Consider the following 24,186-nt stretch of genomic DNA (forward strand, 5'->3'; position numbering starts at 1 on the left):
CGCTGCCGTCAGAGACGTCTTGCCGTGGTCGACGTGGCCGATCGTGCCGATGTTCACGTGCGGCTTGTTACGCTCAAACTTGCTCTTTGCCATTGATGCTTCCTATAATCTGTAGGGATGATAGATCCGCAGTGAACGGATTTGGTGTCGCCGTTTAAGGCTTTCACTGAGAATGCGCAAGACCTAATTGCTGAGGCCTATCTAGGGTCTCCTTGCCGCGGTTCCAAGGCCCCCGATGGCGGCAGCTGCATAGGCCGACGATTGAGCGAGACTTCGCCGTCAACGAGTTGGCCATCCGACATATCGATGCCGACCGCCGCGCCGATGACCATGATCCAAGCACCATGAGCGGCCTTTTCAGCGAGGTCTGCATGAAGCGGAGCGCGACCCGGCCCAGAAGAGCTTTGAGACGCGCGCCTTGTAACGCGTGTTCAGGACGGGAGGCCATGCCCGAATGGGCAGGAAAATCTTGCCGCCTATACCATCGGTCAAACGTCGCACCACGCCACGCGTGTGCAGGGGCGTTCGTCTTCAATTGGAATATATTGGCAGCCTGTCGAACCTCGGACGATACTCGCGGCGCCGGCACGGGATCGCTGAGGGCGGGATGGTCCGATCCATTCGACGAAACGGTAGCAGATGGGAAGATCTGGAGCGGGTAGCGGGAATCGAACCCGCGTATTCAGCTTGGAAGGCTGCTGCTCTACCATTGAGCTATACCCGCGGGGTCTGGTTCGATCCATGCAACGAAATGGTGGAGGGAGTTGGATTTGAACCAACGTAGGCTGAGCCAACGGATTTACAGTCCGTCCCCTTTAACCACTCGGGCATCCCTCCAGTATTTCGTCTGGATCGAGTACCAAGCTCTTCAGAACGTTCGGCGAAACCGCGTCTCGTTCTGTGCGGCGTATATGACGGGCACTTTCGCCGCTGTCAACACGGGTGAAAACGAAAAACTGCGAAAAAACACAGATTGATGTGTCAGCCTGATGAACGCGGCGCTGCCCTGTGGATAGAGCAGGCAATGGTGAAAGTGCGCCATACGCGGGAGCGCAGGGCTTTGCCGAAACGGTGCCAAACGCTATAAGAGCGCATGAGCAAAAATGATCAGAACGACAAGTCCTCGCGTGACAGCCATTACGCTACCCTGCGCCGCAATGTGCGTGATGCCAAGCGCGAACGCGGGGAGATCCCGACGCCGGATCCGCGCAAGCGCCAGAAACCCGCGCATGAAAACTGGAAGGCGCCGCAACTGCAGCCCGACCAGGTTTTCCTCTATGGCCTGCACACCGTGCGCGCCGTGATCGACAATCCGCAGCGCAAGATCGTCAAGCTGACTGTGACGCAGAATGCCTTCGTGCGCCTGGATATCGGCGAGTCGCATGCCCTGCCCTTCCCCGTGGAATTCGTCTCGCCACAGGATATCGACAAGCATCTCGGACCCGACGCCATCCACCAGGGCGCAATGATCGAGACGAAACCGCTGCCGGTGCGCCGTCTGGAAGCCCTGAGGGAAAGCAATCTCATCCTCGTGCTCGATCAGGTCACCGATCCGCACAATGTCGGCGCCATCATGCGCTCGGCCGTCGCCTTCGAGGCTGGCGCGCTGATTACCACCCAGCGTCACAGCCCGACCGAATCCGGCGTCATGGCGAAGTCCGCTTCCGGCGCGCTGGAAATGATCCCCTATATCCAGATCGGCAATCTTGCCGATACGCTTGGCGAATTGCAGAGGCTCGGTTTCCACACGATCGGGCTCGATTCGGAAGGTCCGGCGCCGCTTGAGGGGACGTTTGCCGGCGGAAAAGTCGCGCTCGTGCTGGGTTCCGAGGGTAAGGGCCTGCGCCAGAAGACGCGCGAAACCGTGGATGCGCTCGCACGTCTCGACATGCCGGGCGCGATCAAGTCGCTCAACGTCTCGAATGCTGCAGCCATCGCGCTTTACGCGGCGCGCCAGCATCTCGCCAAGGGGTGATCGGCCCTTAGTGGAGGGCCGTCGTCCGCTTGTCGAAACAACGCATGCGCTCCGGTGGCGTCGCGGTGCGACCATCGCGAACCTCTGCCGCAAACTGGATCGAGCTGATTAGTTCCAGATCGAAGAGGGGCTTGGAGATTACCCCGAGCGTACCGGGTATGCCGCTGGCGATCGCTTCGGGATTGGCGGTCATGAAAATGACCGTCAGGCCCCGCGCCGCGAGTTCGCGACCGATATCCGGGCCGGTGGCTCCGTCCTGCAGGTGAACATCGACCAGCGCGATGTCGGCATCGTCGCCGACATCCAGGGCATCGGCCGTATTGGCCGCAATGCCGGCAACTTCATGTCCCAGCGCCAATACCGCATCCTCGATATGCAATGCGATCAGCAACTGGTCTTCCACGACAAGTATTCGATGCGGCATGATCCCCTCATAGGTCCTGACCAACCATAATAGCGGGCAGCGAATTTTGTTCCACAACCTCTAATTCTATCCGACCGGTCATGGACGGGTAATCGGCTCTGTTCGAAAAAACTGCGCCGGCCGCCGCGAATCGGCTAGGACAGAACGATGATTCGGAACCACCCATGAGCCTTGCCTATCTCGACAAACTCAACGACGCCCAGCGCCGCGCCGTCGAGCACGGCGCAAACGAAGCAAAGACCGGCGACAGCGGCCCGCTTCTGGTCATTGCCGGCGCGGGTTCCGGCAAGACCAATACGCTGGCGCACCGCGTCGCCCACCTGATCGTCAACGGCGCCGATCCGCGCCGCATCCTGCTGATGACCTTTTCCCGCCGCGCTGCATCCGAAATGGGCAAGCGCGTCGAGCGCATCTGCGGTCAGGTTCTTGGTGCCAATGCAGGCGTGATGACTGATGCGCTGGCATGGGCTGGCACGTTCCACGGCATCGGCGCCCGCCTGATGCGCATCTATGCCGAGCAGATCGGCCTCGACCCGGATTTCACCATCCACGACCGCGAAGACAGCGCCGACCTGATGAATCTCATTCGGCACGAACTCGGTTTTTCCAAAACCGAAAGCCGGTTTCCCACCAAGGGCACCTGCCTTGCCATCTATTCGCGCGTGGTCAATTCGGAAGCCGCCCTCGGCGAGGTGCTGAAAACGCATTTCCCGTGGTGCGCGACATGGGAAGCGCAGCTGCGCGAACTTTTTGCCACTTACGTGGAATCCAAGCAGGCGCAAAACGTCCTCGATTACGACGATCTCCTGCTCTACTGGGCGCAGACCATGTCCGAGCCGCTGCTCGCCGCCGATATCGGCGCGCGTTTCGACCATGTTCTGGTCGACGAATATCAGGACACCAATCGTCTGCAATCGACCATCTTGATGGGCCTGAAACCCGGCGGACGCGGCCTGACCGTCGTTGGCGACGATGCGCAATCGATCTATTCCTTTCGCGCCGCCACCATCCGCAACATTCTGGACTTTCCGAAATCCTTCGAACCGCCAGCGGATATCATCACGCTCGACCGCAATTACCGTTCCACCAACACGATCCTTGCCGCCGCCAACGGCGTGATCGAACTGGCGCGTGAGCGCTTCACCAAGAACCTGTGGACCGAACGCCAATCGGCCGAGCGCCCCCGCCTCGTTTCCGTGCGCGACGAGAACGAGCAGGCCAACTACATCTGCGAAAAGATCCTCGAAAACCGCGAAACCGGCATGACCCTGAAGAACCAGGCCGTGCTGTTCCGCTCTTCCAACCATTCCGGCTCGCTGGAAGTGGAACTCACCCGCCGCAACATTCCCTTCGTCAAATTCGGCGGCCTGAAATTTCTCGACAGCGCCCATGTAAAAGATCTGCTGGCAGCCCTCCGCTTCGCCCAAAACCCTCGTGACCGCGTTGCCGGTTTCCGGCTGATGCAGCTCATCCCTGGTGTCGGCCCACCGACGGCCGGCAAAATTCTGGATGCCATCGCCACCGATCCCGAACCGCTCGCGGCCCTGCAGGAAATCCCCGCTCCACCACGCAGCGGCGAGGACTGGACGACATTTGTCGAGATGCTTGCGTCCGTACGGCGCGGCGAAGGCTGGCCGTCGGAAATAGGCACGGCGCGCAACTGGTACGAACCGCATCTCGACCGCATCCACGAGGATGCCGAGACCCGCAAGGCCGACCTGTTGCAGCTGGAACAGATCGCCTCCGGCTACGTCTCGCGCGAACGTTTCCTCACCGAACTGACGCTCGATCCGCCGAGCGCCACCAGCGATCAGGCCGGCGTGCCGCTGCTCGACGACGATTACCTCATCCTCTCCACCATCCATTCGGCCAAGGGCCAGGAATGGCGCTCGGTCTTCGTGCTGAACTGCGTCGACGGCTGCATTCCCTCCGATCTCGGCGTCGGCACCAGTGCCGAGGTTGAGGAGGAACGCCGCCTTCTCTACGTGGCGATGACGCGCGCCAAGGACAGTCTGGATCTCGTCACGCCGCAGCGCTTCTTCACCCACGGCCAGCATAGCCAGGGCGACCGCCACGTCTACGCCGCCCGCACCCGCTTCATCCCGGCAACGTTGTTGCAGTTTTTCGAAACGACTGCCTGGCCGGTGGTGGCGCCGATGTCGGAGTCGGAAAAGGCCGCCCGTAAACAGGTGCGCATCGATGTGACGGCGCGCATGCGCGGCATGTGGCGGTAGGCGCAGCGACAAAGGACGGAAAGCGAAGAAGACCGTTTCCGGCAAATCAATGATCACGTCATCCTCGGGCTTGTCCCTAGGATCTAATCACGACAATGATAGCAAGCCGTTGCAGATCCTCGGGACAAGCCCGAGGATGACGATCGAGGGGTTTTCAAGGTTTCAGTACCAGGCTCTTACGCCTCCGGGACATTCTCCTCCAACTCCTTCAGCCACACCCGCGCATTGCCGTCGGACGGCGCACGCCAGTCACCACGCGGCGACAGCGAACCACCAGACGTGACCTTCGGCCCATTCGGCGAGGCCGAGCGCTTGAACTGGCTGATGGTGAAAAACCGGAACAGGAAGGTCTGCAGCCATTTGCGGATGGTGGCGAGATCGTATTCCCGGCGCTTTTCATCCGGAAAATTCGGCGGCCAATCACCGGCGGCGACATCGCTCCAGGCCTGATGCGCCAGATAAGCAATCTTCGACGGTTTAAGCCCATACCGCGTCAAATAATAGAGCGTGAAATCATGCAGGTCGTAGGGGCCGATCTTGTCCTCCGTGCTCTGGATGACGCCATCCTCTCCGGCCGGCACCAGTTCCGGCGAGATGATCGTGCCAAGCACGCGCTCCAGTGTCGCATTCGCCTCGGCATCGAAACTGCCGCTGTTGATTACCCAGCGGATCAGATGCTGGATCAGCGTCTTCGAGACCGAGCCGTTGACATTGTAATGGCTCATCTGGTCGCCGACGCCATAGGTCGACCAGCCCAGCGCGATTTCCGACAGGTCCCCGGTTCCAAGCACGAGTGCGCTGCGCTGGTTGGCGGCGCGGAACAGGAAATCGGTGCGCAGCCCCGCCTGCACGTTTTCGAATGTCACGTCATAGACCGGCTCGCCGCCGGAAAACGGATGGCCGAGATCTTTCAAGAGTTGCAGCGCCAGCGGCTTGATATCCACCTCTTCCGCCGTGATGCCGATGCTGCGCATCAGCGACCAGGCATTGGCAAGCGTCTCGTCGCCTGTGGCGAAGCCCGGCATGGTGAAGCCGAGAATATCACTGCGCGGCCAGCCGAGCCTGTCGAAGGCACGTGCTGCCACCAGCAGCGCATGGGTGCTGTCCAGTCCCCCCGAAATGCCAATGCACAGGCGCTTGATGCCAGTCGAGCGCAGCCGCTTCATCAACCCCTGTACCTGAATATTAAAGGTCTCGTAGCAATCCTGGTCGAGACGCGCCGGGTCCGACGGCACGAAGGGATAGCGCGCAACGGCGCGTTTCAAGCCGATATCGCCCTCCGGCACCGCAAATTCGAAACCGATGCGACGGAACGGCTGGTCGGCGCGCAACACCCGCTCGGCGGCATCCTCGAAGGTGACGGTGCGCAACCGCTCCAATGCGATCCGCTCGATATCGATATCGGCGACGCACATCTGCGACCCATCGGGGAAACGCTCGGTCTCGGCCAGAAGATTGCCAAGCTCATAGACGCAGGCCTGACCGTCCCAGGCGAGATCGGTGGTCGATTCGCCTGGCCCGGCGGCAGAATAAAGATAGGCGGCAAAATTGCGTGACGACTGGTTGGCGCAAAGCTGCTTTCGCAGATCGGCCTTGCCGACGGTAATGTTGCTGGCCGACAGATTGGTGAGGATCGTCGCACCCGCCAGCGCGCCGAAATCGCTCGGCGGCGCCGGCACCCAGACATCCTCGCAGATCTCCACATGGAAAACGAAATCGGCAATGCGACTGTCTTCAAACAGGAGATCGATGCCGAAAGGCACGACCTGCCCCGCCACCGCGATCTCCTGACCACGAACGGTGCGACCGGACGCGAACCAGCGCTTCTCATAAAACTCGCGGTAGTTCGGCAGATGTGTCTTCGGCACCACGCCAAGAATTTTCCCCGCGTGGACAACGATGGCGCAATTGTAAAGCCGGCCGCGATGGCGAAGCGGCGCACCGACCAGCAGAACGGGAATGAGATCGCGGCTTGCGTCCACCAGCGTTATCAGCGCCGTCTCGACCGCATCGAGAAGTGCTGCCTGTCCCAACAGGTCGTCGATCGAATAACCGGAAATGCCGAGTTCCGGAAAGACCATCAGCGCCACGCCCTGGTCATGGCCCTGCTGCGCCAGTGCCAGCACCGCATTCGCGTTGAACGCCGGATCGCCGATCTCGCAGGCCGGCGTGGCTGTCGCGACACGCACGAAACCGTGGGCATAGGAAGAATGAAAATTCATCGGGCACTCCGTCGTCATGGCACGGATCATAACTAGTGGTGCAGCGCCCCCGGGTCGAGAGCGTTTGCGCAATCGCCGCGCTGATATCGCCAAATGCGGGCAGACCTTCTCACAGCGCCAGGCGCCAACCGGGATAATCAGCCCCCTTCTTGACCCCCGCGCAATTTTATCCTTTACAGCCCCCAAGAATATGGTAACTCCCCTCTCCACTGCCCTTGTAGCTCAGTTGGTAGAGCACCTGATTTGTAATCAGGGGGTCGCGGGTTCGAACCCTGCCGGGGGCACCACTTATTTATTAGAAAACGCTGCATTATTCATAAATGGGTAGTGCAGCGTTTTTTATTCGTGCGGTCTCGGGACAACTTCTGCTTTTCTACGCTTGCTATCAGCTTTTCGCGAATCCGCAGACCTAAGCCTCACGCCCGCGTGGCGCTATTCCTTCTGACCCGACATCAAGTACATATACATGACGATGGCTTGCGCAAAGCTAAGCGAATACTGCCACGCTGCCGCGTAAGCACTCTCCGCCCAGCGCATCAGGGATTTGCTCGTCGCCAAGGGCTATATTTCGGTGAGGAACCGCGGAGCTTACGCGGATGATGAATCTACAGTGGACATCAAAATCCTTGGTCAAGGTGCCATTATGTCTCTTGGAACAGTTACTTAGACGACTTCTCGTTGTCGTTGTCGTCGTTGTCGTCCTTATCGAATTTTTTGGAAATTATATGGGCCAACCAACCAAGCCCTCTAACGGCCCAATCGATCCCCATCCGTCTTGCTAGCCCTGTTAGGATAATCAACTCAAAAAGGAACAGGAAGATGGATAATGCAGTGTCTTCAAGCAGCTTGAAGCAGATTACCGAAGCGAGAAATGCAATCGCCGCGATGTATATGAATTCTTTCTCGCGACGATCTTCGCGCTCAGCGACCAATTCAGTTTCCAGTTGAGCAATCGCGGCGGTCAGCTTCTCGTGATCGGTAGTGCCGCTCTTCTGCGGCAGACCGAAAGCTGTTGGGCGTTTCGGAATGGCCTCTTCAGCGCCCGGCTGTTCTATTTCGGTATTCATCAGCCATATCTTCGATACTGATTTTAATACCGCGAACTCCTGGAACGTAGCGCTTTGCCCACGCCCCATTTGACCAGTGCGTATTCTCCACGAGTTCACCGGGGCTCTGCGTTTGCAGTTTATCCCATGCCGTCTGGATCATCTGAGCTTCTCTTCCGACCACAGGAGCACTACCCCAAAATACATTCGGCACAGCTTTCGCCCCGAACGCTTTAACTCGGTGATACAGGCTAGGAAGGACCGGCCCATAATCCCATGCTTCAAAGTTCTCGTTGATGAGCCTCTCGCCGAAAGTCCCGACGAAATTCATATCAGCGAGATAAAGCATTTTCTGGAGCTGCAAATTTGACAGACGCCAACCGCTGATGTCGCAGAGATGCTTAGCGGCAGATGAAGTAGTTATCATCCATACACCTCCGTGATTCTGATTTTGACTGTCGTAAAGATGGTTGCAATCATTTGCAATTCAATCCTTCGCACCGGCCCTAGATTTCAGCCAAGGCGCAGATAGACGTATTGCGAGTAACGTGAAGATCTCCATATGAGTCTTGCGCTCCGCTGTCTGACGGGGCATCTGCCGCTTATGCTCTTACGACCGAATGCGCCCGGCCCGTCATGGCCTTGTCGCCCTCCTCGCTTTTCATGTACCAAGGGCGGCCATTGCAGAAGGTGCCGTTCATGTCCAAGCCGAAAAGCCTCGCATTCGTCGCGTCCATTGCGCCCGAAGCACAGGCCGCCCTCGAAGAACTGACCCGCATGTACGGCCAGACCCCCGTGGCGGACGCCGATGTGATCGTGGCGCTTGGCGGTGACGGCTTCATGCTGCAGACTCTGCATGACAGCATCAATTCGGGCAAAAGCGTCTACGGCATGAATTGCGGCTCGGTGGGTTTCCTGCTCAACGACTACCGCACCGATGCCCTGCACGAGCGCGTCGCAGCCTCGGTGGAAAATGCAATTCACCCCCTGCGCATGACCACCACCAATACCGACGGCACCACGTCGGTGGCGCTTGCCATCAACGAGGTCTACCTGTTCCGCCAGAGCTACCAGGCGGCAAAGCTGCGTGTCGAGATCGATGGAAAGGTGCGGCTTGAGGAGCTGATCTGCGACGGGTTGATGGTCGCGACACCGGCCGGCTCGACCGCTTACAATCTCTCCGCCCACGGGCCGATCCTGCCGCTCGAAGCACCGCTTCTGGCCATGACGCCGGTCAGCGCTTTTCGCCCGCGGCGCTGGCGCGGCGCGCTTCTGCCAAACCGCGTCTGCGTGGATATCCACATCCTCGAACCGGAGAAACGCCCGGTCAACGCGGTCGCCGATAATACCGAGGTCAAGTCGGTGCTGCATATCCGCGTTGCCCAGTCGAGGGATATCAAGGCGCACATCCTGTCCGACCCCGACCATTCCTGGTCCGACCGCATTCTGGCCGAGCAGTTTTCGGATTGATTGCCAACGAAAAAGGCGGCTTCCGTAGAAGCCGCCTTTTCCATGTCGTCATGTCCGACTGATTAGTCGAGATCGCCGCTGGCAACATCCGCCTTGCCGCTGATGCGGTGGGCGAGCGCAGCTTCCATGAACTCGTTCAGCTCACCGTCCAGAACATCGCCAGGTGCCGTCGATTCGACGCCGGTGCGCAGGTCCTTGACCAGCTGGTAGGGCTGCAGAACGTAGGAACGAATCTGGTGGCCCCAGCCGATATCGGTCTTGGAAGCCGCTTCCGCATTGGCCGCGTCTTCGCGCTTCTTCAACTCGGCTTCGTAGAGACGGGCACGCAGCATGTCCCAGGCCTTGGCGCGGTTCTTGTGCTGCGAGCGTTCCTGCTGGCAGGCCACGACGATGCCGGTCGGGATATGCGTGATACGCACGGCCGAGTCGGTGGTGTTGACGTGCTGGCCGCCGGCACCCGAAGCGCGATAGGTGTCGATGCGGCAATCGCTTTCGGCCACCTCGATATTGATCGAGTCGTCGACGACCGGGTAGACCCAGATCGACGAGAACGAGGTGTGGCGGCGCGCATTCGAATCGTAAGGCGAAATCCGTACGAGACGGTGCACGCCCGATTCGGTCTTCATCCAGCCATAGGCATTGTGGCCCTTGACGAGAATGGTGGCCGACTTGATGCCCGCCTCTTCGCCGTCGTGAACTTCTAACACCTCGACCTTGTAACCCGAACGTTCGGCCCAGCGCGTATACATGCGCAGCAAAATGTTGGCCCAGTCCTGGCTTTCCGTGCCGCCGGCGCCGGAATGCACTTCGACATAGGTGTCGTTGCTGTCGGCTTCGCCCGAAAGCATGGCCTCGACCTGCCGGCGGTTGGCTTCCGAACGCAAGGCGCGCAATGCATCCTCGGCGTCCTTGATGATCGCCTCGTCGCCCTCTTCCTCACCCATTTCGATGAGTTCGATATTGTCGTTGAGCTGCTGCTCCAGCGCTTTCACGCCGTTGATGCTGTCATCCAGCTGCTGGCGCTCGCGCATCAGCTTTTGAGCTTCGGTGGCATCGTTCCAGAGGTTGGGGTCCTCTGCCTTGTTGTTCAACCAGTCCAGTCGTCTTACCGCCTGATCCCAGTCAAAGATGCCTCCTCAGCAGGCTTATGGCCTGCTTGATTTCGTCGGTGACGTTGAGCATTTCGTTGCGCATATGCGTAGCTGCTTCCCGTATTCTGCTTGGAAATGAGGCCTGACATAGAGACGGCGGGCAAGGATGTAAACCCGCCCGCCGTGCGAGAGTAAGTCAGGAACGGATCAGAACAGACCGCCGGCACCCGAGGTGACGGCCTGCTGCGCCTGCGGCGAGGTGCGCAGGATTTCTTCGGCGGGCATCGTGTCTTCCATGCCGATCACGCTGAATGTGTCGGACGGGCCGGTGCCCGGCTTGAAGGCCTCGACGATCGTGTCCGGCTCGCCCTCATTGGCGAACATGCCGGTCTTGCGGTTGACGGCGATGAACTGCATGCCCTGCGGAACCTGGAACTTGCCGGCTTCGCGGGTCTGTTCGGCGGCTTCCATGAAGCTGGCGAAGATCGGGGCCGCAAGGCTGCCACCGGTCGCGCCACGTCCAAGCGTCGCCGGATTGTCGAAACCAATATAAAGGCCGGCGACGAGATCCGGCGAGAAGCCGACGAACCAGGTATCCTTGCTGTCATTGGTGGTGCCGGTCTTGCCGGCGATCGGGCGGTCGCTGATGTGCACCTTGCCCGCAGCGGAACCGCGCGTCACGACGCCTTCCAGCATCGACGTCACCTGATAAGCGGTCATCGGGTCGAGAACCTGTTCGCGGTTATCGGCCAGAACCGGCTCTTCCTGGTTTGCCCAGCTATTGGCGTTGCAGCCTTCGCAGGTGCGCTCCTCATGGCGGAAGATGGTCTTGCCGTAACGGTCCTGAATGCGGTCGACCAGCGTCGGCTTGATCTGCTTGCCGCCATTGGCGATGACCGAATAGGCCGACACCATGCGCAGAACGGTGGTTTCGCCGGAACCCAGCGCCATCGGCAGATAAGGCGCCATCTTGTCGTAGATGCCGAAACGCTCGGCATATTCCGCCACAAGATCCATGCCCATGTCCTGCGCAAGGCGCACGGTCATCTGGTTACGCGATTTTTCGATACCGGTGCGCAGGGTCGAAGGACCACCGCCATCCTCGCCGCCATAGTTGGTCGGGCGCCAGACCTCGTTGCCGGAAACGACTTCGATCGGCGCGTCCATGATGACGGATGCCGGCGTATAACCATTGTCCATGGCCGCTGCGTAAACGAAGGGCTTGAAGGACGAACCCGGCTGGCGCATGGCCTGCGTTGCACGGTTGAATTCCGACTGCGCGTAGGAGAACCCGCCGACCATGGCAAGAACGCGGCCGGTATGCGGGTCCATGGCAACCAGCGCACCCTGAACCTTCGGCGGCTGACGCAGGCGATAGCTGTTCTGCTTGCCGGCAAGTGGCTCGACATACACGACATCGCCCGCCTTCAGCACGCCTTCAGGAGACCGCGCCGTGTTGCGTTGGCCGGCAGCGTCGCGATAAGCCCATTTCATGTTTTCGGCATCGATGTGACCGCGCTCGCGATCATCGACCACCTTGCCGCCCGCTGCGGTTTCCGGCTGCAGACCAATATCGACGCCCGTTGCAGAAACAGCGGTGACGACGGCGAGCTTCCATTCGGGCACGTCACGCAGCGCCGGGATTTTTGCGAGTTCCGGACCCCAGTCGCCCGAGGCGGCAATCTCCTTGACCGGCCCGTGGAAACCACGGCGCTCATCATAATCGACGAGACCGCGTTGCAAGGCGGCACGGGCCTGCAACTGCATGTCGGGATCAATGGAGGTGCGCACCGATAGGCCGCCCTCGTAGAGAACCTTGTCGCCATACTTGCCGATGATCTGGCGGCGGACTTCCTCGGCAAAGAAATCGGTGCCGAGCAGCGACGAGCCGCCCCGGCGCAGGGCGACGCCCAGCGGCTGCGCCTTGGCTTCGGTCGCGTCCTCGACGGTAATGTAACCGTTCTCCGCCATGCGGTCGATCACCCAGTTGCGACGCTCGACCGCAGCCTTTTCGTGGCGGAACGGGTGGTAGTTTGCCGGCCCCTTCGGCAGCGAAGCCAGATAGGCCGATTCGGCAATCGTCAGTTCGGTCACCGGCTTGTCGAAATAGGTCAGAGCCGCCCCGGCGATGCCGTAGGAATTCATGCCGAAAAAGATCTCGTTCAGATAGAGTTCGAGGATCTTGTCCTTGGAATAGGTCTGCTCGATGCGGAAGGAAAGAATCGCTTCCTTGACCTTGCGGTCCATCGTCTGGTCGGCCGAGAGGAGGAAATTCTTCGCCACCTGCTGGGTGATGGTCGATGCACCCTCGGGGCGACGGCCGGAGCCGAAATTCTGCAAGTTGTTGACGATGGCGCGGCCGAGGCCGGTAATGTCGACGCCCGGGTGATTGTAGAAGTTCTTGTCTTCGGCCGACAGGAAGGCCGCCTTGACGCGATCCGGAACGGCCTGGATCGGCAGGAACAGACGCCGCTCCTTGGCGTATTCCGCCATCAGGGCGCCGTTGCCGGCATGCACACGGGTCGCGACCGGCGGCTCGTAGGAATTGAGGACTGCATAATCGGGCAGATCGCGGGTCACGCCGACCAGGTAGATGGCGGCAGCCGCCGCCACTGCGAGAAAGAGCACGCAGCCCAGGCCGAACATGTATCCAATCAATCTGATCATTAGGCGCTACCGTCTATCGTCATGAGGTGCCAACCGGCACAATCGCATATTTTCAGGCGTTTTGCACGGCAGGGCCGGCAGTACAAGCCTTTGTGCGCATTCGCGGCAAGCGGCCGCGGCACGGGGCTGTGGGCGGGCATAAAATCACCGCATCTCCAAATGCCGAGTAACCGTGTGAATGTGAGTAAAATAGGGCTTGGCACCGTTATTCGAAGACCGGCTTGCGCGGAAAGTCCGGCGGCATCGCCGCTGTTGTAATCTCATCACGATCGCGACACCGGAAGCTAAGTTCGTTGGCGCAGCACCGTCAGCCCCCGTCGGCCAGGGCTCGGCCGCGATACTGCATGACCGCATCGGCAATCAACCCAGTCACTTTCTCCCGCCATTTTTCATCGAGCAACAGCTTTTCATCATCGACATTGGACAGAAAACCCAATTCGAGCAGTACGGAAGGAATATCTGGCGCACGCAGCACCTGGAAGCCGGCGGAGCGGCGCGGATTATTGATCAGCCCCACCTGCCCTTCGAAAGACGACACGACGCGGTTGGCGAGCGAGATCGAAAAAGCCTGCGTCTCTCGCCGCGTCAGATCCATCAATATATCGGCGACTTCCGGCGGCCCGTCCTGCAGGCTGTAGCCGGCCAGCTGGTCGGACAGGTTTTCACGCGCGGCGAGATTTTCCGCCATGCGGTCGGACGCCTTGTCGGACAGCGTATAGACGGTTGCCCCGCGAATATCCTTTTCGCGCAGCGTGTCGGCGTGCAGCGAGATGAACAGATCGGCCTTGCCCTGCCGTGCGCGGGTCACGCGTTCCGACAGGGACAGAAAATGATCGTCTTCCCGGGTGAGAAACGCCTTCATGCCGGCCTTGCCGTCGAGCTTGGCCTGCAGCGCGCGGGCGAAGGCCAGCGTGATGACCTTTTCCTGGACCTTGCCGTCTGCCCCCGTTGCGCCCGCATCAATGCCGCCATGACCGGCATCGATCGCGATGGTGAAGATGTCGTCGCTGACGTCGGACATCGCGTTGACGTCGCCGGGCGTCTCCCAGACCTGTTTGCGCACCATGTCGACGAAGGCCTGATCCGTCGTCATCTCGGCATCGAGAACGAGCCGATAACCGTGGTCGTCATTCTTCTGAACATCGGCCATCACGAGCTTGACGGGCCGGATGGCGGTCAGCACGAGACGCGCACTCGCCTCTCCCATTGCGCCATAGCGGATATCGCTGAACAGTCCGCGCGCGGTCAGGTCCTGCGGCGAAAACCCGAAAGCGGTCGCCGGAAGATCGATGACCACGCGATCGGGATTGGCGACATAATGGACGGAAAAGGTCGGTTTTCCGTCGAAATCCAGCACCACGCGGGTCCGCGCTTCGTCTCCGGCAATCCGGGCACCGAAGGCCAGCAACGGCTCGCCTGCAGGCTCAGAGCTGGCGACCTCGGCTGCGGCAAACAGGGGCGAGAGCAAAGTCACGGTCAGAAAGACCGCACAGCCGAGAAAGCGAATCACAGACCGCCGCGCGCGTCCATTCCAGCGTAGGAATTCAGTCTTCAGTGCCGCCGCCAAATGCTGCTCCGGAGTTGGTAGGATCGCCCGATCGCACCTGCCCTCCTCGATTTTTCGGGAGGCGACGCAACCATGTCATCTGCTCGATACCTGCACGACGCTTCTATCGCGAGTGGCAAAACTGAATTTCCGCAGAAAATCTGGAGTTTCTCGTTCGACTTCGGTATTTCTTCGTCAATCGCACTCGCCGTTCGCGCAGGCTGCGCCATATCTTGGCGCGCCGTGCAGAGACTGCGAATCACCGCGCATGCCAGCCGCGGACTAGGGCGCAGGATTTGATCGACATTAAGGCATGGCCCGGCTTTTCCCTTGCCATAGCAACAATTAAAACATAAAAGACGAAGAAGGGTCAAAGTGTTGACGGGATAGGACTGCCACGGCAGCCAGCCGATAAGGACCTGGCGCCATGAACGGGCATACATCCGTCGTCGCTGCACTTTGCCTCTGAACACCATCCGCACCGGCGGTGGCCGGAACAGTACCCAGTCGCGGGCAACGTATCGCTCGCACGGAGCATATTCATCGGACCCATAAGGGTCTTCACGTATCGTCATTCTCGTCTGGTCCTAGATGTCGCGGCACGTTTTGCAAAACCTGGAGATGCTGAGGGCGCCCAAAGCCCCGACAGCTATCGGGTTGCGGTCGCCACGGAGGTCCCCGGCGGGAACAATCTTATCCGGCGCAACAACCGCGACGCATGATCGGCCTGCCCTTGCGGCAGGTATCCGTGCCCCTGCGCGTGTGCGCCGAGGAGCACATATTCAATGGCAGACAAAATGCTCATCGACGCGTCTCACGAAGAGGAGACGCGAGTCGTAGTCGTTCGGGGCAACCGGATCGAGGAATTCGACTTCGAATCGCAGCACAAGAAACAGATCCGCGGCAATATCTACCTTGCCAAGGTAACGCGTGTTGAACCTTCGCTGCAGGCCGCTTTCGTGGATTACGGCGGCAACCGCCACGGCTTCCTCGCCTTCGCGGAAATCCATCCCGATTACTACCAGATCCCGCTTGCCGACCGTCAGGCTCTGAAACAGGCGGAAGCGGAAGAACAGCAGCGCATCGCCGATGCTGATGCCGCCGACCCCGTTTCCGATCACGTCGTTGATCTCGGCCAGCAGGACCAGCCGGATGTCGGCATTCCCGCAGCCGTGACCGAACAGGTGGACGCCGCGCTCGGCGAAGAAGCGGCTGAAGCCGACGCGCCGTCCGAACCGGTCGCCGAAGCCGACGCCGCGCCGGAGGAAAAGCCGAAGAAGCCGCGCCGCAGCCGTGCCCGCAAGAAGGTTGCCGAAGAGGCACCCGCCGACGCCGAGGCAAGCGCTGAAAGCAATGACGACGACAGCACGCCCGGTGAAATGGCGGCCATGGTCGAGACCGATTCGATTTCGGAAGAGGTCGAGCCGCGCGGTCGCCGCCGTGATGACGACGATGACGACGACGACCATCACGAGAAGGAAGAGATCGAATCCGTTGGCGCGGAAGACGCCATGGAAGAGGTCCCGGACCGCATCCAGCGCAAGCCGCGCAAGCAGTACCGAATCCAGGAAGTCATCAAGCGCCGCCAGATCCTGCTCGTGCAGGTCGCCAAGGAAGAACGCGGCAACAAGGGCGCGGCGCTCACCACCTATCTGTCGCTCGCTGGCCGCTATTCCGTGCTGATGCCGAACACCGCGCGTGGCGGCGGCATTTCGCGAAAAATCACCCAGCCGACCGACCGCAAGCGCTTGAAGGAAATCGCCCGCGATCTCGAAGTGCCGCAGGGCATGGGCGTGATCCTGCGCACCGCCGGCGCTAACCGCACCCGCGTCGAGATCAAGCGCGACTTCGAATACCTGATGCGCCTGTGGGAAAACGTCCGCACGCTGACGCTGCAGTCGACCGCGCCGTGCCTCGTTTATGAGGAAGGTTCGCTGATCAAGCGTTCCATCCGCGACCTTTACAACAAGGACATCAACGAGGTCATCGTGTCCGGCGAAGACGGCTATCGTGAAGCGAAAGACTTCATGAAGATGCTGATGCCGAGCCATGCCCGCGTCGTTCAGCCCTACCGCGACATGCACCCGATCTTCTCGCGCTCCGGAATCGAAGCGCAGCTCGACCGCATGCTGCAGCCGCAGGTCACGCTGAAGTCCGGCGGTTATCTCATCATCAACCAGACCGAAGCTCTGGTTGCCGTCGACGTCAACTCGGGTCGCTCCACTCGCGAGCACTCGATCGAAGACACGGCGCTTCAGACCAACCTCGAAGCGGCTGAAGAAGTCGCCCGTCAGCTGCGCCTGCGCGACCTTGCCGGCCTGATTGTCATCGACTTCATCGACATGGAAGAAAAGCGCAACAACCGCGCCGTCGAGAAGAAGCTGAAGGATTGCCTGAAGAACGACCGCGCCCGCATCCAGGTCGGCCGCATCTCGCATTTCGGCCTTCTGGAAATGTCGCGCCAGCGCATCCGCGCCTCGGTTCTGGAATCAACGACGCAGGTCTGCTCGCATTGCGGCGGCACCGGCCACGTCCGTTCGCAGTCCTCCATCGCCCTGCATGTCCTGCGCGGCATCGAGGAATATCTGCTCAAGAACACCACGCATGACATTACCGTGCGCACCACGCCGGACATCGCCCTTTACCTTCTGAACCACAAGCGTCAGACGGTGATGGACTATGAGAAGCGTTTCGGGGTCTCGATCTTCATCGAATCCGACCACAATGTCGGCGCCGCGCACTTTGCAGTCGATCGTGGCGAACCAGTCGAAAACCCGGTCAAGATCGAAACCCTTATGCAGTTCGCCTCGGTGCCCGTTGAGGACGAGGATGACGACATCGTCATCGAGGACGAGATCGACGAGGAGGAGGAAGTTGTCGAGGCCTCCGGCTCGGCTTCCGCTCCGACCCAGCAGACGCGCAGCGAAGACGGTGAGAACGGCCGCAAGCGCAAGCGCCGCCGTCGTCGCCGCGGCAAGAATGGCGACCGCAATGGTGATGCCCAGGCACAGTCTGCCGAGGGCGACAGAATTTCCGGCAATGCCGACGAAGATGGCGAAGACGGTGACGACGACGCCACCGAAAATCAGGCTTCGGCAGAGGCATCCGAGGGTGACGAAGGCGCACGCCGCAAGCGTCGCCGCCGTGGCAAGCGTGGTGGCCGTCGCAACCGCACGGATGAGGACGGCGATGTCGTTGAAGCCTCTGGCGAAGACGGTGACAACAGCGTGAGCGAGGAGACTGCTGACGCCTTGGCGGATGAGGCACCGGCCGCGATTGAACTGCCGGCTGCGGAAGTTGAGGAAGAAGCAGCTGCTGAGGCCAAGAAGCCGCGCCGCACCCGCCGCGGCAAGGCCGCGACGGCCCCGGCAGATGACGCGGTTGCAGCCGAAGAGCCGGCTCCGGCCGCTCCCAAGGCACGCGCCTCTCGCAAGAAGGCCGGCCCCAAGGCGGAAGTGGCAACAGAAGCCCCAACTGCGCCCAGCGAAGAAGCCGGAACCGAAGCGGTAAAGACCGAGGACGTCCCGGCGGAAGAACCCAAGACGGAAGAGGCTGTACCCGCTGCAGTCGCCCCGGAAGCGATTGTCGAGGAAGCCGAGGTCGCTAAGCCGGCTCGCGCCAACCGTGGCGAGAACGTCTCCTCCTCCGATCCGGTGGTCAAATCGGGTGCTTCGGAACAGAAGCCCGTCGATGGCGAGGAAAAGCCGAAGAAGGCGGGCTGGTGGCAGCGCCGCGGCTTCTTCTGAGGCGCAAACGGAAACATTGGAAACGGCCGCCATCGTGCGGCCGTTTTCGCATCCTCATTGCCTTTACCGGGCAAGACCGCCATGCGCCTGATTCTACGGTTTCCACGCCGTCATCCCTTGGCTTAGTCTCTCAGCCCCATGACCACCAATTTGAAGACAGGACGACGATGATCCCGATGGCCCCCACTCTCCGCACCGCCTTTTCCGCGCTCCTGGGCGCCACGGTGTTGGCGACCACCGCGCTTTTCAGCGTGGTCCCGGCTGCCGCCGAAATGACCGAGGCGCAGAAGGCGGAAATGGGTGCTTTCGTGCGCGAATACCTGATCGCCAACCCTGACGTTCTGGTCGAGGTGCAGCAGGCCTACGAAAAGAAGCAGTACGAAAGCCGTATCAGCCAAGCCGGCCCTGCCATCATCGACAACCGGGATGCGATCTTTTTCGACAAGAACGATATCGTGCTCGGCAACCCGAACGGCGACGTCACCGTCGTCGAGTTCTTCGATTACAATTGCGGTTACTGCAAGCACGCGCTCGAGGACATGGACACCATTCTCAAGGACGACAAGAATGTCCGCTTCGTGCTGAAGGAGTTTCCGATCCTCGGCCCGGAATCGGTGGCCGCTCATCAGGTCGCCAATGCCGTGCGCCTGACGGCCCCGGACAAATATCCGGATTTCCATCGCAAGCTTTTGGGCGGCGAGACGCGCGCCACCGAGGAGACGGCGATGGCGGTTGCTACCGGGCTGGGTCTCGACGAGGCCAAGCTGCGACAGTCAATGGAGGACCAACCGAATGATACTAGCGTGAAGGCCACCTACCGTCTGGCCAACGCGCTCGGGATTACCGGCACGCCCTATTATGTCGTCGGCAACGAGCCGCTGGTCGGTGCGCAGGGGGCGGATGCCATCGAGGAGAAGATCGCCAATATCCGAAAATGCGGCAAGGCTAGCTGCTGACCGACGATTGCCGGGGAACGGACCGACCCACATCCCCGACGCGCCACCCGCCCGTGACGCTTCCCGAAGCGGCCGAATCCCCGGTTATGCACGGGTTTGATGGTCGGGGGCTTTCCCTTGGCCCTGCACCGGTCTATAGGTTGCCCAGATTTTTCGACGGAACACCTGATGAAAAAGACGATTTTCGTCCTTAACGGCCCTAACCTCAACATGCTCGGCAAGCGCGAGCCGGGGATCTATGGCGCCGCCACATTGAAGGACATCGAAAACCGTTGCATCTCGGTCGGCAACGACCTCGGCTTCGAGATCGATTTCCGCCAGAGCAATCATGAAGGCGTTCTGATCGACTGGATCCACGAAGCCGGTGACAAGGCCGCGGGCGTCGCATTCAATGCGGGCGCCTACACGCATACGTCGCTGGCACTTCATGACGCCATCAAGGCGGTCACCGTTCCGGTGATCGAGGTGCATATCTCGAACGTGCATGCGCGTGAGGAAATCAGGCATCACTCGATGATTGCGCCGGCTGCCAAGGGCGTCATCTGCGGCTTCGGCCCGACGAGCTACATACTGGCGCTGCATGCCTTCAAAGACATTATCAGCTGAAAAAGACAACGACATATAGGGTTTGCCATGTCTGAAAAGAAAAGCGGTATCGACAAGGTACTGATCCGCGACCTCGCCAACATCCTCAACGACGCGGATATCAACGAGATCGAGATCGAGCAGGACGACATGCGCATCCGCGTGTCGCGCTCGGCCCCGCAATATATCCAGGCACCGGTCATGGCAGCTGCCGCTCCGGTCGCCGCTGCACCTGTTGCTGCCTCTGCACCGGCTGTCGCCGCTCCGGCCGCGTCGCCCCGTGACAATGTCAATGCCGTTCCGGCCCCGATGGTCGGCACCGTCTACCTGTCGCCGGCCCCGGGCGCTGCCCCCTTCATCCAGGTCGGCGCCACGGTCAAGGAAGGCCAGACGCTGCTCATCATCGAAGCGATGAAGACGATGAACCAGATCCCGTCGCCGCGTTCGGGCGTGGTCAAGGAAATCATCGTCAACGACGCACAGCCCGTCGAATACGGCGAGCCGCTCGTCATCGTTGAATAAAGCATAGGTCAGCCTGATGGTTTCCAAGGTCCTCATAGCCAATCGCGGCGAAATCGCGCTTCGCGTTCTTCGCGCCTGCAAGGAACTCGGCATCGCGACCGTTGCCGTGCATTCGACGGCCGACGCCGACGCCATGCATGTCCGTCTTGCCGACGAGAGTGTCTGCATCGGCCCACCACCGTCGCGTGACAGCTACCTCAACATCCACCAGATCGTCGCGGCCTGCGAGATCACCGGTGCGGATGCGGTTCATCCGGGCTACGGGTTCCTGTCGGAAAACGCCAAGTTCGCCGATATCCTCGAAGCGCACGGCATCACCTTCATCGGCCCGACCGCCGACCATATCCGCTTGATGGGTGACAAGATCACCGCCAAGCAGACGGCGGTCGAACTCGGCATTCCGGTCGTTCCCGGCTCCGACGGCGAAGTGACGCCGGAAAACGCGCTCGAGATCGCCCGCGGCATCGGTTTCCCGGTGCTGATCAAGGCGACGGCCGGTGGCGGCGGACGCGGCATGAAGGTCGCCAAGACCGAGGCCGACCTGCAGGAAGCCTTCGACACCGCTCGCACCGAAGCGCTCAACGCTTTCGGCAACGGCGCCGTCTACATGGAAAAGTATCTCGGCAAGCCGCGCCATATCGAGATCCAGGTCGTCGGTGATGGTGAAGGCAATGCCATCCATCTCGGCGAACGTGATTGCTCGCTTCAGCGCCGTCACCAGAAGGTCTGGGAAGAAGCAAACTCCCCTGCCCTCAATGTCGAGCAGCGCATGAATATCGGCCAGATCTGCGCCGATGCCATGAAGAAGATGAAGTATCGCGGCGCCGGCACGATCGAGTTCCTCTACGAAAACGGCGAGTTCTATTTCATCGAAATGAACACCCGTCTTCAGGTCGAGCACCCGATCACCGAAGCCATTACCGGTATCGACCTCGTGCACGAACAGATCCGCGTCGCCTCCGGTGCCGGCCTGTCCGTCACCCAGGAAGAGATCGTCTTCTCCGGTCATGCCATCGAATGCCGCATCAATGCGGAGGATCCGCGTACCTTCGTTCCCTCGCCGGGCACGATCACGCATTTCCACGCTCCGGGCGGTCTCGGCGTTCGCGTCGATTCAGGTGCCTATGCCGGCTACAAGATCCCGCCCTACTATGACAGCCTGATCGGCAAGCTGATCGTGCATGGACGCACCCGCGTCGAATGCATGATGCGCCTGCGCCGCGTGCTCGACGAGTTCGTCGTTGACGGCATCAAGACGACGCTGCCGCTGTTCCAGGATCTGGTCGACAACCAGGACATCGCCAACGGCGACTACGACATCCACTGGCTGGAAAACTATCTGGCCAGCACCAACGCTTAAAGGCACGCGATGGCAGGGGCACGCAGGGGACGATATCCGACCATTACCGCGGACATTCTCCTGCGTGCCTATTCCATCGGCCTGTTTCCGATGGCCGATTCGGCCGACGACCCGGAAATCTTCTGGGTCGAGCCGGACCTGAGGGGGATCATCCCCCTCGACACTTTTCACGTCTCCAAAAGCCTGCAAAAGGCCATGCGCAAGGCGCCGTTCGACATCCGTTTCGACACCGCCTTCGCCGCCGTCATGGACGGCTGCGCGGAAGCGGTCGACAACCGGCCGAGCACCTGGATCAATTCCACCATCCGTTCGCTCTATACGGAGCTCCACGCGCTCGGACACGCTCATAGCGTCGAAGCATGGGAAGATGGCGAGCTGGTGGGGGGGCTTTATGGCGTTTCGCTGGGTGCGGCCTTTTTTGGCGAAAGCATGTTCTCCCGCCGCACCAATGCATCGAAGATTTGCCTCGTTCATCTGGTCGAGCGCCTGCGCGCCCAGGGCTTTCGCCTGCTGGACACGCAATTCACCACCGATCATTTGAAGACGTTTGGCGCGATCGACGTGCCGAAGGCGGATTATCTGGTGATGCTGCAGGCGGCCGTTGAGCCACCGCATCTGGCGTTTTGAGATTGATTCGAGCCGGCCGGGCATGTGGACGTCGATTTCGCGCAGCATGCGCGCGTAGAGGCGGCCTCGCATTGTTTTACAGCGCCAAAGAAAAGAACCCGCAGCTGCGATTTCGCGTCGGCGATCCTGTCCATAGACAAAAGGCGAAGGGCTTCAGTTGCCTGGCGAAGGCGCCGGCACGTCCGACTTGTCCTTGCAGCCGGTCAGCCAGATATCGTAGATCGGATGCTCGACGGCGTTCAAGCCCGGGCTATCGGCAAACATCCAGCCCGTAAAGATGCGGCGGATCTTGCGATCGAGGGTGATCTCGTCAACTTCGACGAAACCGTCGATCTTCTGCGCTTCGCTATCGTCACGCGAATAGCAGACTTTCGGTGTCACCTGCAGCGCACCATATTGCACCGTTTCGTTGACATAGACGTCGAACGTGGTGATGCGGCCGGTGATCTTGTCGATGCCGGCAAACACGGCAACCGGGTTTTCGAGGCGCGCAGCCGAAACCGTTTGCGGCGTCACTACCAGCAAAGCGCCGAGCAGAACACCGGCCAACAGCTTTTTGGAAAACGTCATCGACAATCTCATCAATCTACCCGCGCAACGCCCCTCATTCGGGAACATCGGCTACGCGTAGTCAGGGATTATGGCCAAAAGCGGAAAACCAGGCCGTAGCGGACCCGGCCGGCAGCCGGATCGCCATTTCGGAAATGCGGCTTAGTTGCCCGGCGTCCAGGCATCGTAGTCGCCGGTCACGCGCGGACGCTCGCCGGCGCCAGACAGCGAACCCTGCGGACGGTAGGCGCCGGCAGAGCCGGTAAGGTTGGCCTCATGCGGCTTCTGCCATTCGCGCGGCTTGTAGTCTTCCTTCGATGGCGGCGTGTCGGTGCGGTAATGCATCCAGCCATGCCAGCCAGGGGGAATGGCCGAGGCTTCGGCATAACCGTTATAGATCACCCAGCGACGCGGCATGCCCCAGGAGGTCATCGTGCCCTCGTAATAGACATTGCCGTGCTCATCTTCACCGACGCGCGTGCCCTTGCGCCAGGTGAAGAAACGCGTCCCGATCGTCTGACCGTTCCACCAGGTAAAGATCTGCAAAAGAAGCTGTTTCATGTTTCCGTCGGCCTCAAACGAGAGAGGGAAGTTTGATCTTGCGCTTATGCAATCTCAAACGGTTGATGTCCAGAGAGACCCCTTAAAATCCGGTCCGCCATCGCCGCTATTTCAGCTTCATCTTGAAGCCGGCATGGCTTTTTTCGAAACCGTGACGCTCGTAGAAGCGATGGGCGTCTGTGCGGGTCACATTGCTGGTCAGCTGCACCAGTCGGCAATCGCGGCGCCGCGCCTCTTCCACGGCATAGTCCACCATGGCCTTGCCAATGCCACGGCCGCGCATGTCCGGCCGCGTCTGCACCGCTTCGAGGATCATGGTCAGCGACCCACGACCGGTCAGCGTACGGGTGAACAGCAGTTCGAACGTGCCGACCACGTCGCTGCCGAGTTCGGCAACATAGAGGTTTTCGTTGTGGGAGGCGTCGATGATGTAAAAGGCCTTGAGGTAATCCTCGAAGGCGTCCGGATCGGTCGTATCGCCATGCCCGCCCTTGTCGTCAGCGGCGAACATCGCGATGATGTCCGGCAAATCGGTTTCGCGCGCCCTGCGAATGATCAGGCCCGATACACTCATGGCAGTCTCCTCCCTCATGAGCCGCCCGCGA

20 protein-coding genes and 3 tRNA genes are annotated in these 24,186 nt (G+C 60.6%); 10 read left to right on the plus strand and 13 right to left on the minus strand.

Annotated features, from left to right (window positions below):
- The 3 genes from ACQKKX_RS11895 to ACQKKX_RS11905 all read right to left on the minus strand — a co-directional run.
- A partial coding sequence (locus ACQKKX_RS11895) for a GTP-binding protein (protein WP_018010120.1) occupies positions 1-93 on the minus strand: 93 nt, incomplete at its 3' end.
- Between the two features lie 557 nt (positions 94-650).
- Positions 651-724 (minus strand) — tRNA-Gly (locus ACQKKX_RS11900).
- Between the two features lie 28 nt (positions 725-752).
- Positions 753-837, minus strand: a tRNA-Tyr gene (locus ACQKKX_RS11905).
- A 256-nt stretch (positions 838-1,093) separates the two neighbouring features.
- Here ACQKKX_RS11905 and ACQKKX_RS11910 point away from each other — a divergent pair.
- On the plus strand, positions 1,094-1,975 hold the full coding sequence (locus tag ACQKKX_RS11910) for a TrmH family RNA methyltransferase (protein WP_427570911.1): 882 nt from the start codon (positions 1,094-1,096) through the stop codon (positions 1,973-1,975).
- 7 nt (positions 1,976-1,982) lie between these two features.
- Here ACQKKX_RS11910 and ACQKKX_RS11915 read toward each other — a convergent pair whose 3' ends face one another.
- Positions 1,983-2,399, minus strand: a complete 417-nt coding sequence (locus tag ACQKKX_RS11915; RefSeq protein ID WP_427570912.1) for a response regulator — start codon at positions 2,397-2,399, stop codon at positions 1,983-1,985.
- 164 nt (positions 2,400-2,563) lie between these two features.
- On the opposite strand from ACQKKX_RS11915, the gene ACQKKX_RS11920 reads away from it, so the two are divergent.
- Positions 2,564-4,633 (plus strand): ATP-dependent helicase, encoded by a 2,070-nt coding sequence (locus ACQKKX_RS11920; protein WP_427570913.1) that lies wholly within the window; start codon positions 2,564-2,566, stop codon positions 4,631-4,633.
- 176 nt (positions 4,634-4,809) lie between these two features.
- Here ACQKKX_RS11920 and ACQKKX_RS11925 read toward each other — a convergent pair whose 3' ends face one another.
- Complete coding sequence (locus ACQKKX_RS11925; RefSeq protein WP_427570914.1) at positions 4,810-6,855, minus strand: NAD(+) synthase; 2,046 nt, start codon at positions 6,853-6,855, stop codon at positions 4,810-4,812.
- 211 nt (positions 6,856-7,066) lie between these two features.
- On the opposite strand from ACQKKX_RS11925, the gene ACQKKX_RS11930 reads away from it, so the two are divergent.
- Positions 7,067-7,142: transfer RNA gene (locus ACQKKX_RS11930), tRNA-Thr, on the plus strand.
- A gap of 372 nt (positions 7,143-7,514) precedes the next feature.
- Here the strand turns inward: ACQKKX_RS11930 and ACQKKX_RS11935 are convergent.
- Both ACQKKX_RS11935 and ACQKKX_RS11940 read right to left on the minus strand, forming a co-directional pair.
- Complete coding sequence (locus ACQKKX_RS11935; RefSeq protein WP_427570915.1) at positions 7,515-7,922, minus strand: hypothetical protein; 408 nt, start codon at positions 7,920-7,922, stop codon at positions 7,515-7,517.
- Entirely contained in the window at positions 7,891-8,328 is a 438-nt protein-coding gene (locus ACQKKX_RS11940) for a Panacea domain-containing protein (protein WP_427570916.1), read from the minus strand. Before ACQKKX_RS11940 ends, ACQKKX_RS11935 begins: the two co-directional genes overlap by 32 nt.
- A gap of 272 nt (positions 8,329-8,600) precedes the next feature.
- Between ACQKKX_RS11940 and ACQKKX_RS11945 the strand changes: the two genes are divergently transcribed.
- Positions 8,601-9,371 (plus strand): NAD kinase, encoded by a 771-nt coding sequence (locus tag ACQKKX_RS11945; RefSeq protein WP_427570917.1) that lies wholly within the window; start codon positions 8,601-8,603, stop codon positions 9,369-9,371.
- Positions 9,372-9,433: 62 nt separating this feature from the next.
- Here the strand turns inward: ACQKKX_RS11945 and prfB are convergent.
- From prfB to ACQKKX_RS11960, 3 genes are all read right to left on the minus strand, one after another.
- Positions 9,434-10,565 (minus strand): peptide chain release factor 2 gene (prfB, locus tag ACQKKX_RS11950; RefSeq protein ID WP_427570918.1). Its coding sequence is split into 2 segments (ribosomal slippage): positions 9,434-10,495 and positions 10,497-10,565, totalling 1,131 coding nucleotides; the frame shifts between segments, so codons are not numbered across the junction.
- A 104-nt stretch (positions 10,566-10,669) separates the two neighbouring features.
- Positions 10,670-13,129, minus strand: a complete 2,460-nt coding sequence (locus ACQKKX_RS11955; RefSeq protein WP_427570919.1) for a penicillin-binding protein 1A — start codon at positions 13,127-13,129, stop codon at positions 10,670-10,672.
- A gap of 307 nt (positions 13,130-13,436) precedes the next feature.
- Positions 13,437-14,639, minus strand: coding sequence for an N-acetylmuramoyl-L-alanine amidase (locus ACQKKX_RS11960; protein WP_427570920.1), 1,203 nt, complete (start codon positions 14,637-14,639; stop codon positions 13,437-13,439).
- 821 nt (positions 14,640-15,460) lie between these two features.
- Between ACQKKX_RS11960 and ACQKKX_RS11965 the strand changes: the two genes are divergently transcribed.
- The 6 genes from ACQKKX_RS11965 (at position 15,461) to aat (ending at position 22,471) form a co-directional block, all read left to right on the plus strand.
- On the plus strand, positions 15,461-18,421 hold the full coding sequence (locus ACQKKX_RS11965) for an Rne/Rng family ribonuclease (protein WP_427570921.1): 2,961 nt from the start codon (positions 15,461-15,463) through the stop codon (positions 18,419-18,421).
- Positions 18,422-18,597: 176 nt separating this feature from the next.
- A complete protein-coding gene (locus ACQKKX_RS11970; protein ID WP_427570922.1) occupies positions 18,598-19,377 on the plus strand; it encodes a DsbA family protein in 780 nt (259 codons plus the stop codon).
- Between the two features lie 168 nt (positions 19,378-19,545).
- Complete coding sequence (gene aroQ, locus ACQKKX_RS11975) at positions 19,546-19,983, plus strand: type II 3-dehydroquinate dehydratase (RefSeq protein ID WP_427570923.1); 438 nt, start codon at positions 19,546-19,548, stop codon at positions 19,981-19,983.
- A gap of 27 nt (positions 19,984-20,010) precedes the next feature.
- Positions 20,011-20,484 (plus strand): acetyl-CoA carboxylase biotin carboxyl carrier protein, encoded by a 474-nt coding sequence (gene accB / locus ACQKKX_RS11980; protein ID WP_427570924.1) that lies wholly within the window; start codon positions 20,011-20,013, stop codon positions 20,482-20,484.
- Between the two features lie 16 nt (positions 20,485-20,500).
- Positions 20,501-21,844 (plus strand): acetyl-CoA carboxylase biotin carboxylase subunit, encoded by a 1,344-nt coding sequence (gene accC, locus ACQKKX_RS11985; RefSeq protein WP_427570925.1) that lies wholly within the window; start codon positions 20,501-20,503, stop codon positions 21,842-21,844.
- A 9-nt stretch (positions 21,845-21,853) separates the two neighbouring features.
- Positions 21,854-22,471: a leucyl/phenylalanyl-tRNA--protein transferase gene (aat, locus tag ACQKKX_RS11990; RefSeq protein WP_427570926.1), complete on the plus strand. Its 618-nt coding sequence runs from the start codon at positions 21,854-21,856 to the stop codon at positions 22,469-22,471.
- A gap of 153 nt (positions 22,472-22,624) precedes the next feature.
- On the opposite strand, the gene ACQKKX_RS11995 is transcribed toward aat, so the two are convergent.
- The 3 genes from ACQKKX_RS11995 to ACQKKX_RS12005 form a co-directional block, all read right to left on the minus strand.
- Complete coding sequence (locus ACQKKX_RS11995) at positions 22,625-23,041, minus strand: DUF2155 domain-containing protein (RefSeq protein WP_427570927.1); 417 nt, start codon at positions 23,039-23,041, stop codon at positions 22,625-22,627.
- A gap of 141 nt (positions 23,042-23,182) precedes the next feature.
- A complete protein-coding gene (locus ACQKKX_RS12000) occupies positions 23,183-23,581 on the minus strand; it encodes an NADH:ubiquinone oxidoreductase subunit NDUFA12 (protein WP_427570928.1) in 399 nt (132 codons plus the stop codon).
- Positions 23,582-23,687: 106 nt separating this feature from the next.
- Positions 23,688-24,155 (minus strand): N-acetyltransferase family protein, encoded by a 468-nt coding sequence (locus ACQKKX_RS12005; protein ID WP_427570929.1) that lies wholly within the window; start codon positions 24,153-24,155, stop codon positions 23,688-23,690.
- Between the last annotated feature and the right edge of the window lie 31 nt (positions 24,156-24,186).

Source organism: Neorhizobium sp. NPDC001467 (assembly GCF_050275975.1).
Taxonomy (GTDB): Bacteria; Pseudomonadota; Alphaproteobacteria; order Rhizobiales; family Rhizobiaceae; genus Neorhizobium.

What these genes read in the sequence shown, in the direction of transcription:
- ACQKKX_RS11910 (WP_427570911.1), top strand. Translation starts at nt 1,094, where the DNA reads ATGAGCAAAAATGATCAGAACGACAAGTCCTCGCGTGACAGCCATTAC.
- ACQKKX_RS11915 (WP_427570912.1), bottom strand. Translation starts at nt 2,399, where the DNA reads ATGCCGCATCGAATACTTGTCGTGGAAGACCAGTTGCTGATCGCATTG.
- ACQKKX_RS11920 (WP_427570913.1), top strand. Translation starts at nt 2,564, where the DNA reads ATGAGCCTTGCCTATCTCGACAAACTCAACGACGCCCAGCGCCGCGCC.
- ACQKKX_RS11925 (WP_427570914.1), bottom strand. Translation starts at nt 6,855, where the DNA reads ATGAATTTTCATTCTTCCTATGCCCACGGTTTCGTGCGTGTCGCGACA.
- ACQKKX_RS11935 (WP_427570915.1), bottom strand. Translation starts at nt 7,922, where the DNA reads ATGAATACCGAAATAGAACAGCCGGGCGCTGAAGAGGCCATTCCGAAA.
- ACQKKX_RS11940 (WP_427570916.1), bottom strand. Translation starts at nt 8,328, where the DNA reads ATGATAACTACTTCATCTGCCGCTAAGCATCTCTGCGACATCAGCGGT.
- ACQKKX_RS11945 (WP_427570917.1), top strand. Translation starts at nt 8,601, where the DNA reads ATGTCCAAGCCGAAAAGCCTCGCATTCGTCGCGTCCATTGCGCCCGAA.
- ACQKKX_RS11955 (WP_427570919.1), bottom strand. Translation starts at nt 13,129, where the DNA reads ATGATCAGATTGATTGGATACATGTTCGGCCTGGGCTGCGTGCTCTTT.
- ACQKKX_RS11965 (WP_427570921.1), top strand. Translation starts at nt 15,461, where the DNA reads ATGGCAGACAAAATGCTCATCGACGCGTCTCACGAAGAGGAGACGCGA.
- ACQKKX_RS11970 (WP_427570922.1), top strand. Translation starts at nt 18,598, where the DNA reads ATGGCCCCCACTCTCCGCACCGCCTTTTCCGCGCTCCTGGGCGCCACG.
- aroQ (WP_427570923.1), top strand. Translation starts at nt 19,546, where the DNA reads ATGAAAAAGACGATTTTCGTCCTTAACGGCCCTAACCTCAACATGCTC.
- accB (WP_427570924.1), top strand. Translation starts at nt 20,011, where the DNA reads ATGTCTGAAAAGAAAAGCGGTATCGACAAGGTACTGATCCGCGACCTC.
- accC (WP_427570925.1), top strand. Translation starts at nt 20,501, where the DNA reads ATGGTTTCCAAGGTCCTCATAGCCAATCGCGGCGAAATCGCGCTTCGC.
- aat (WP_427570926.1), top strand. Translation starts at nt 21,854, where the DNA reads ATGGCAGGGGCACGCAGGGGACGATATCCGACCATTACCGCGGACATT.
- ACQKKX_RS11995 (WP_427570927.1), bottom strand. Translation starts at nt 23,041, where the DNA reads ATGACGTTTTCCAAAAAGCTGTTGGCCGGTGTTCTGCTCGGCGCTTTG.
- ACQKKX_RS12000 (WP_427570928.1), bottom strand. Translation starts at nt 23,581, where the DNA reads ATGAAACAGCTTCTTTTGCAGATCTTTACCTGGTGGAACGGTCAGACG.
- ACQKKX_RS12005 (WP_427570929.1), bottom strand. Translation starts at nt 24,155, where the DNA reads ATGAGTGTATCGGGCCTGATCATTCGCAGGGCGCGCGAAACCGATTTG.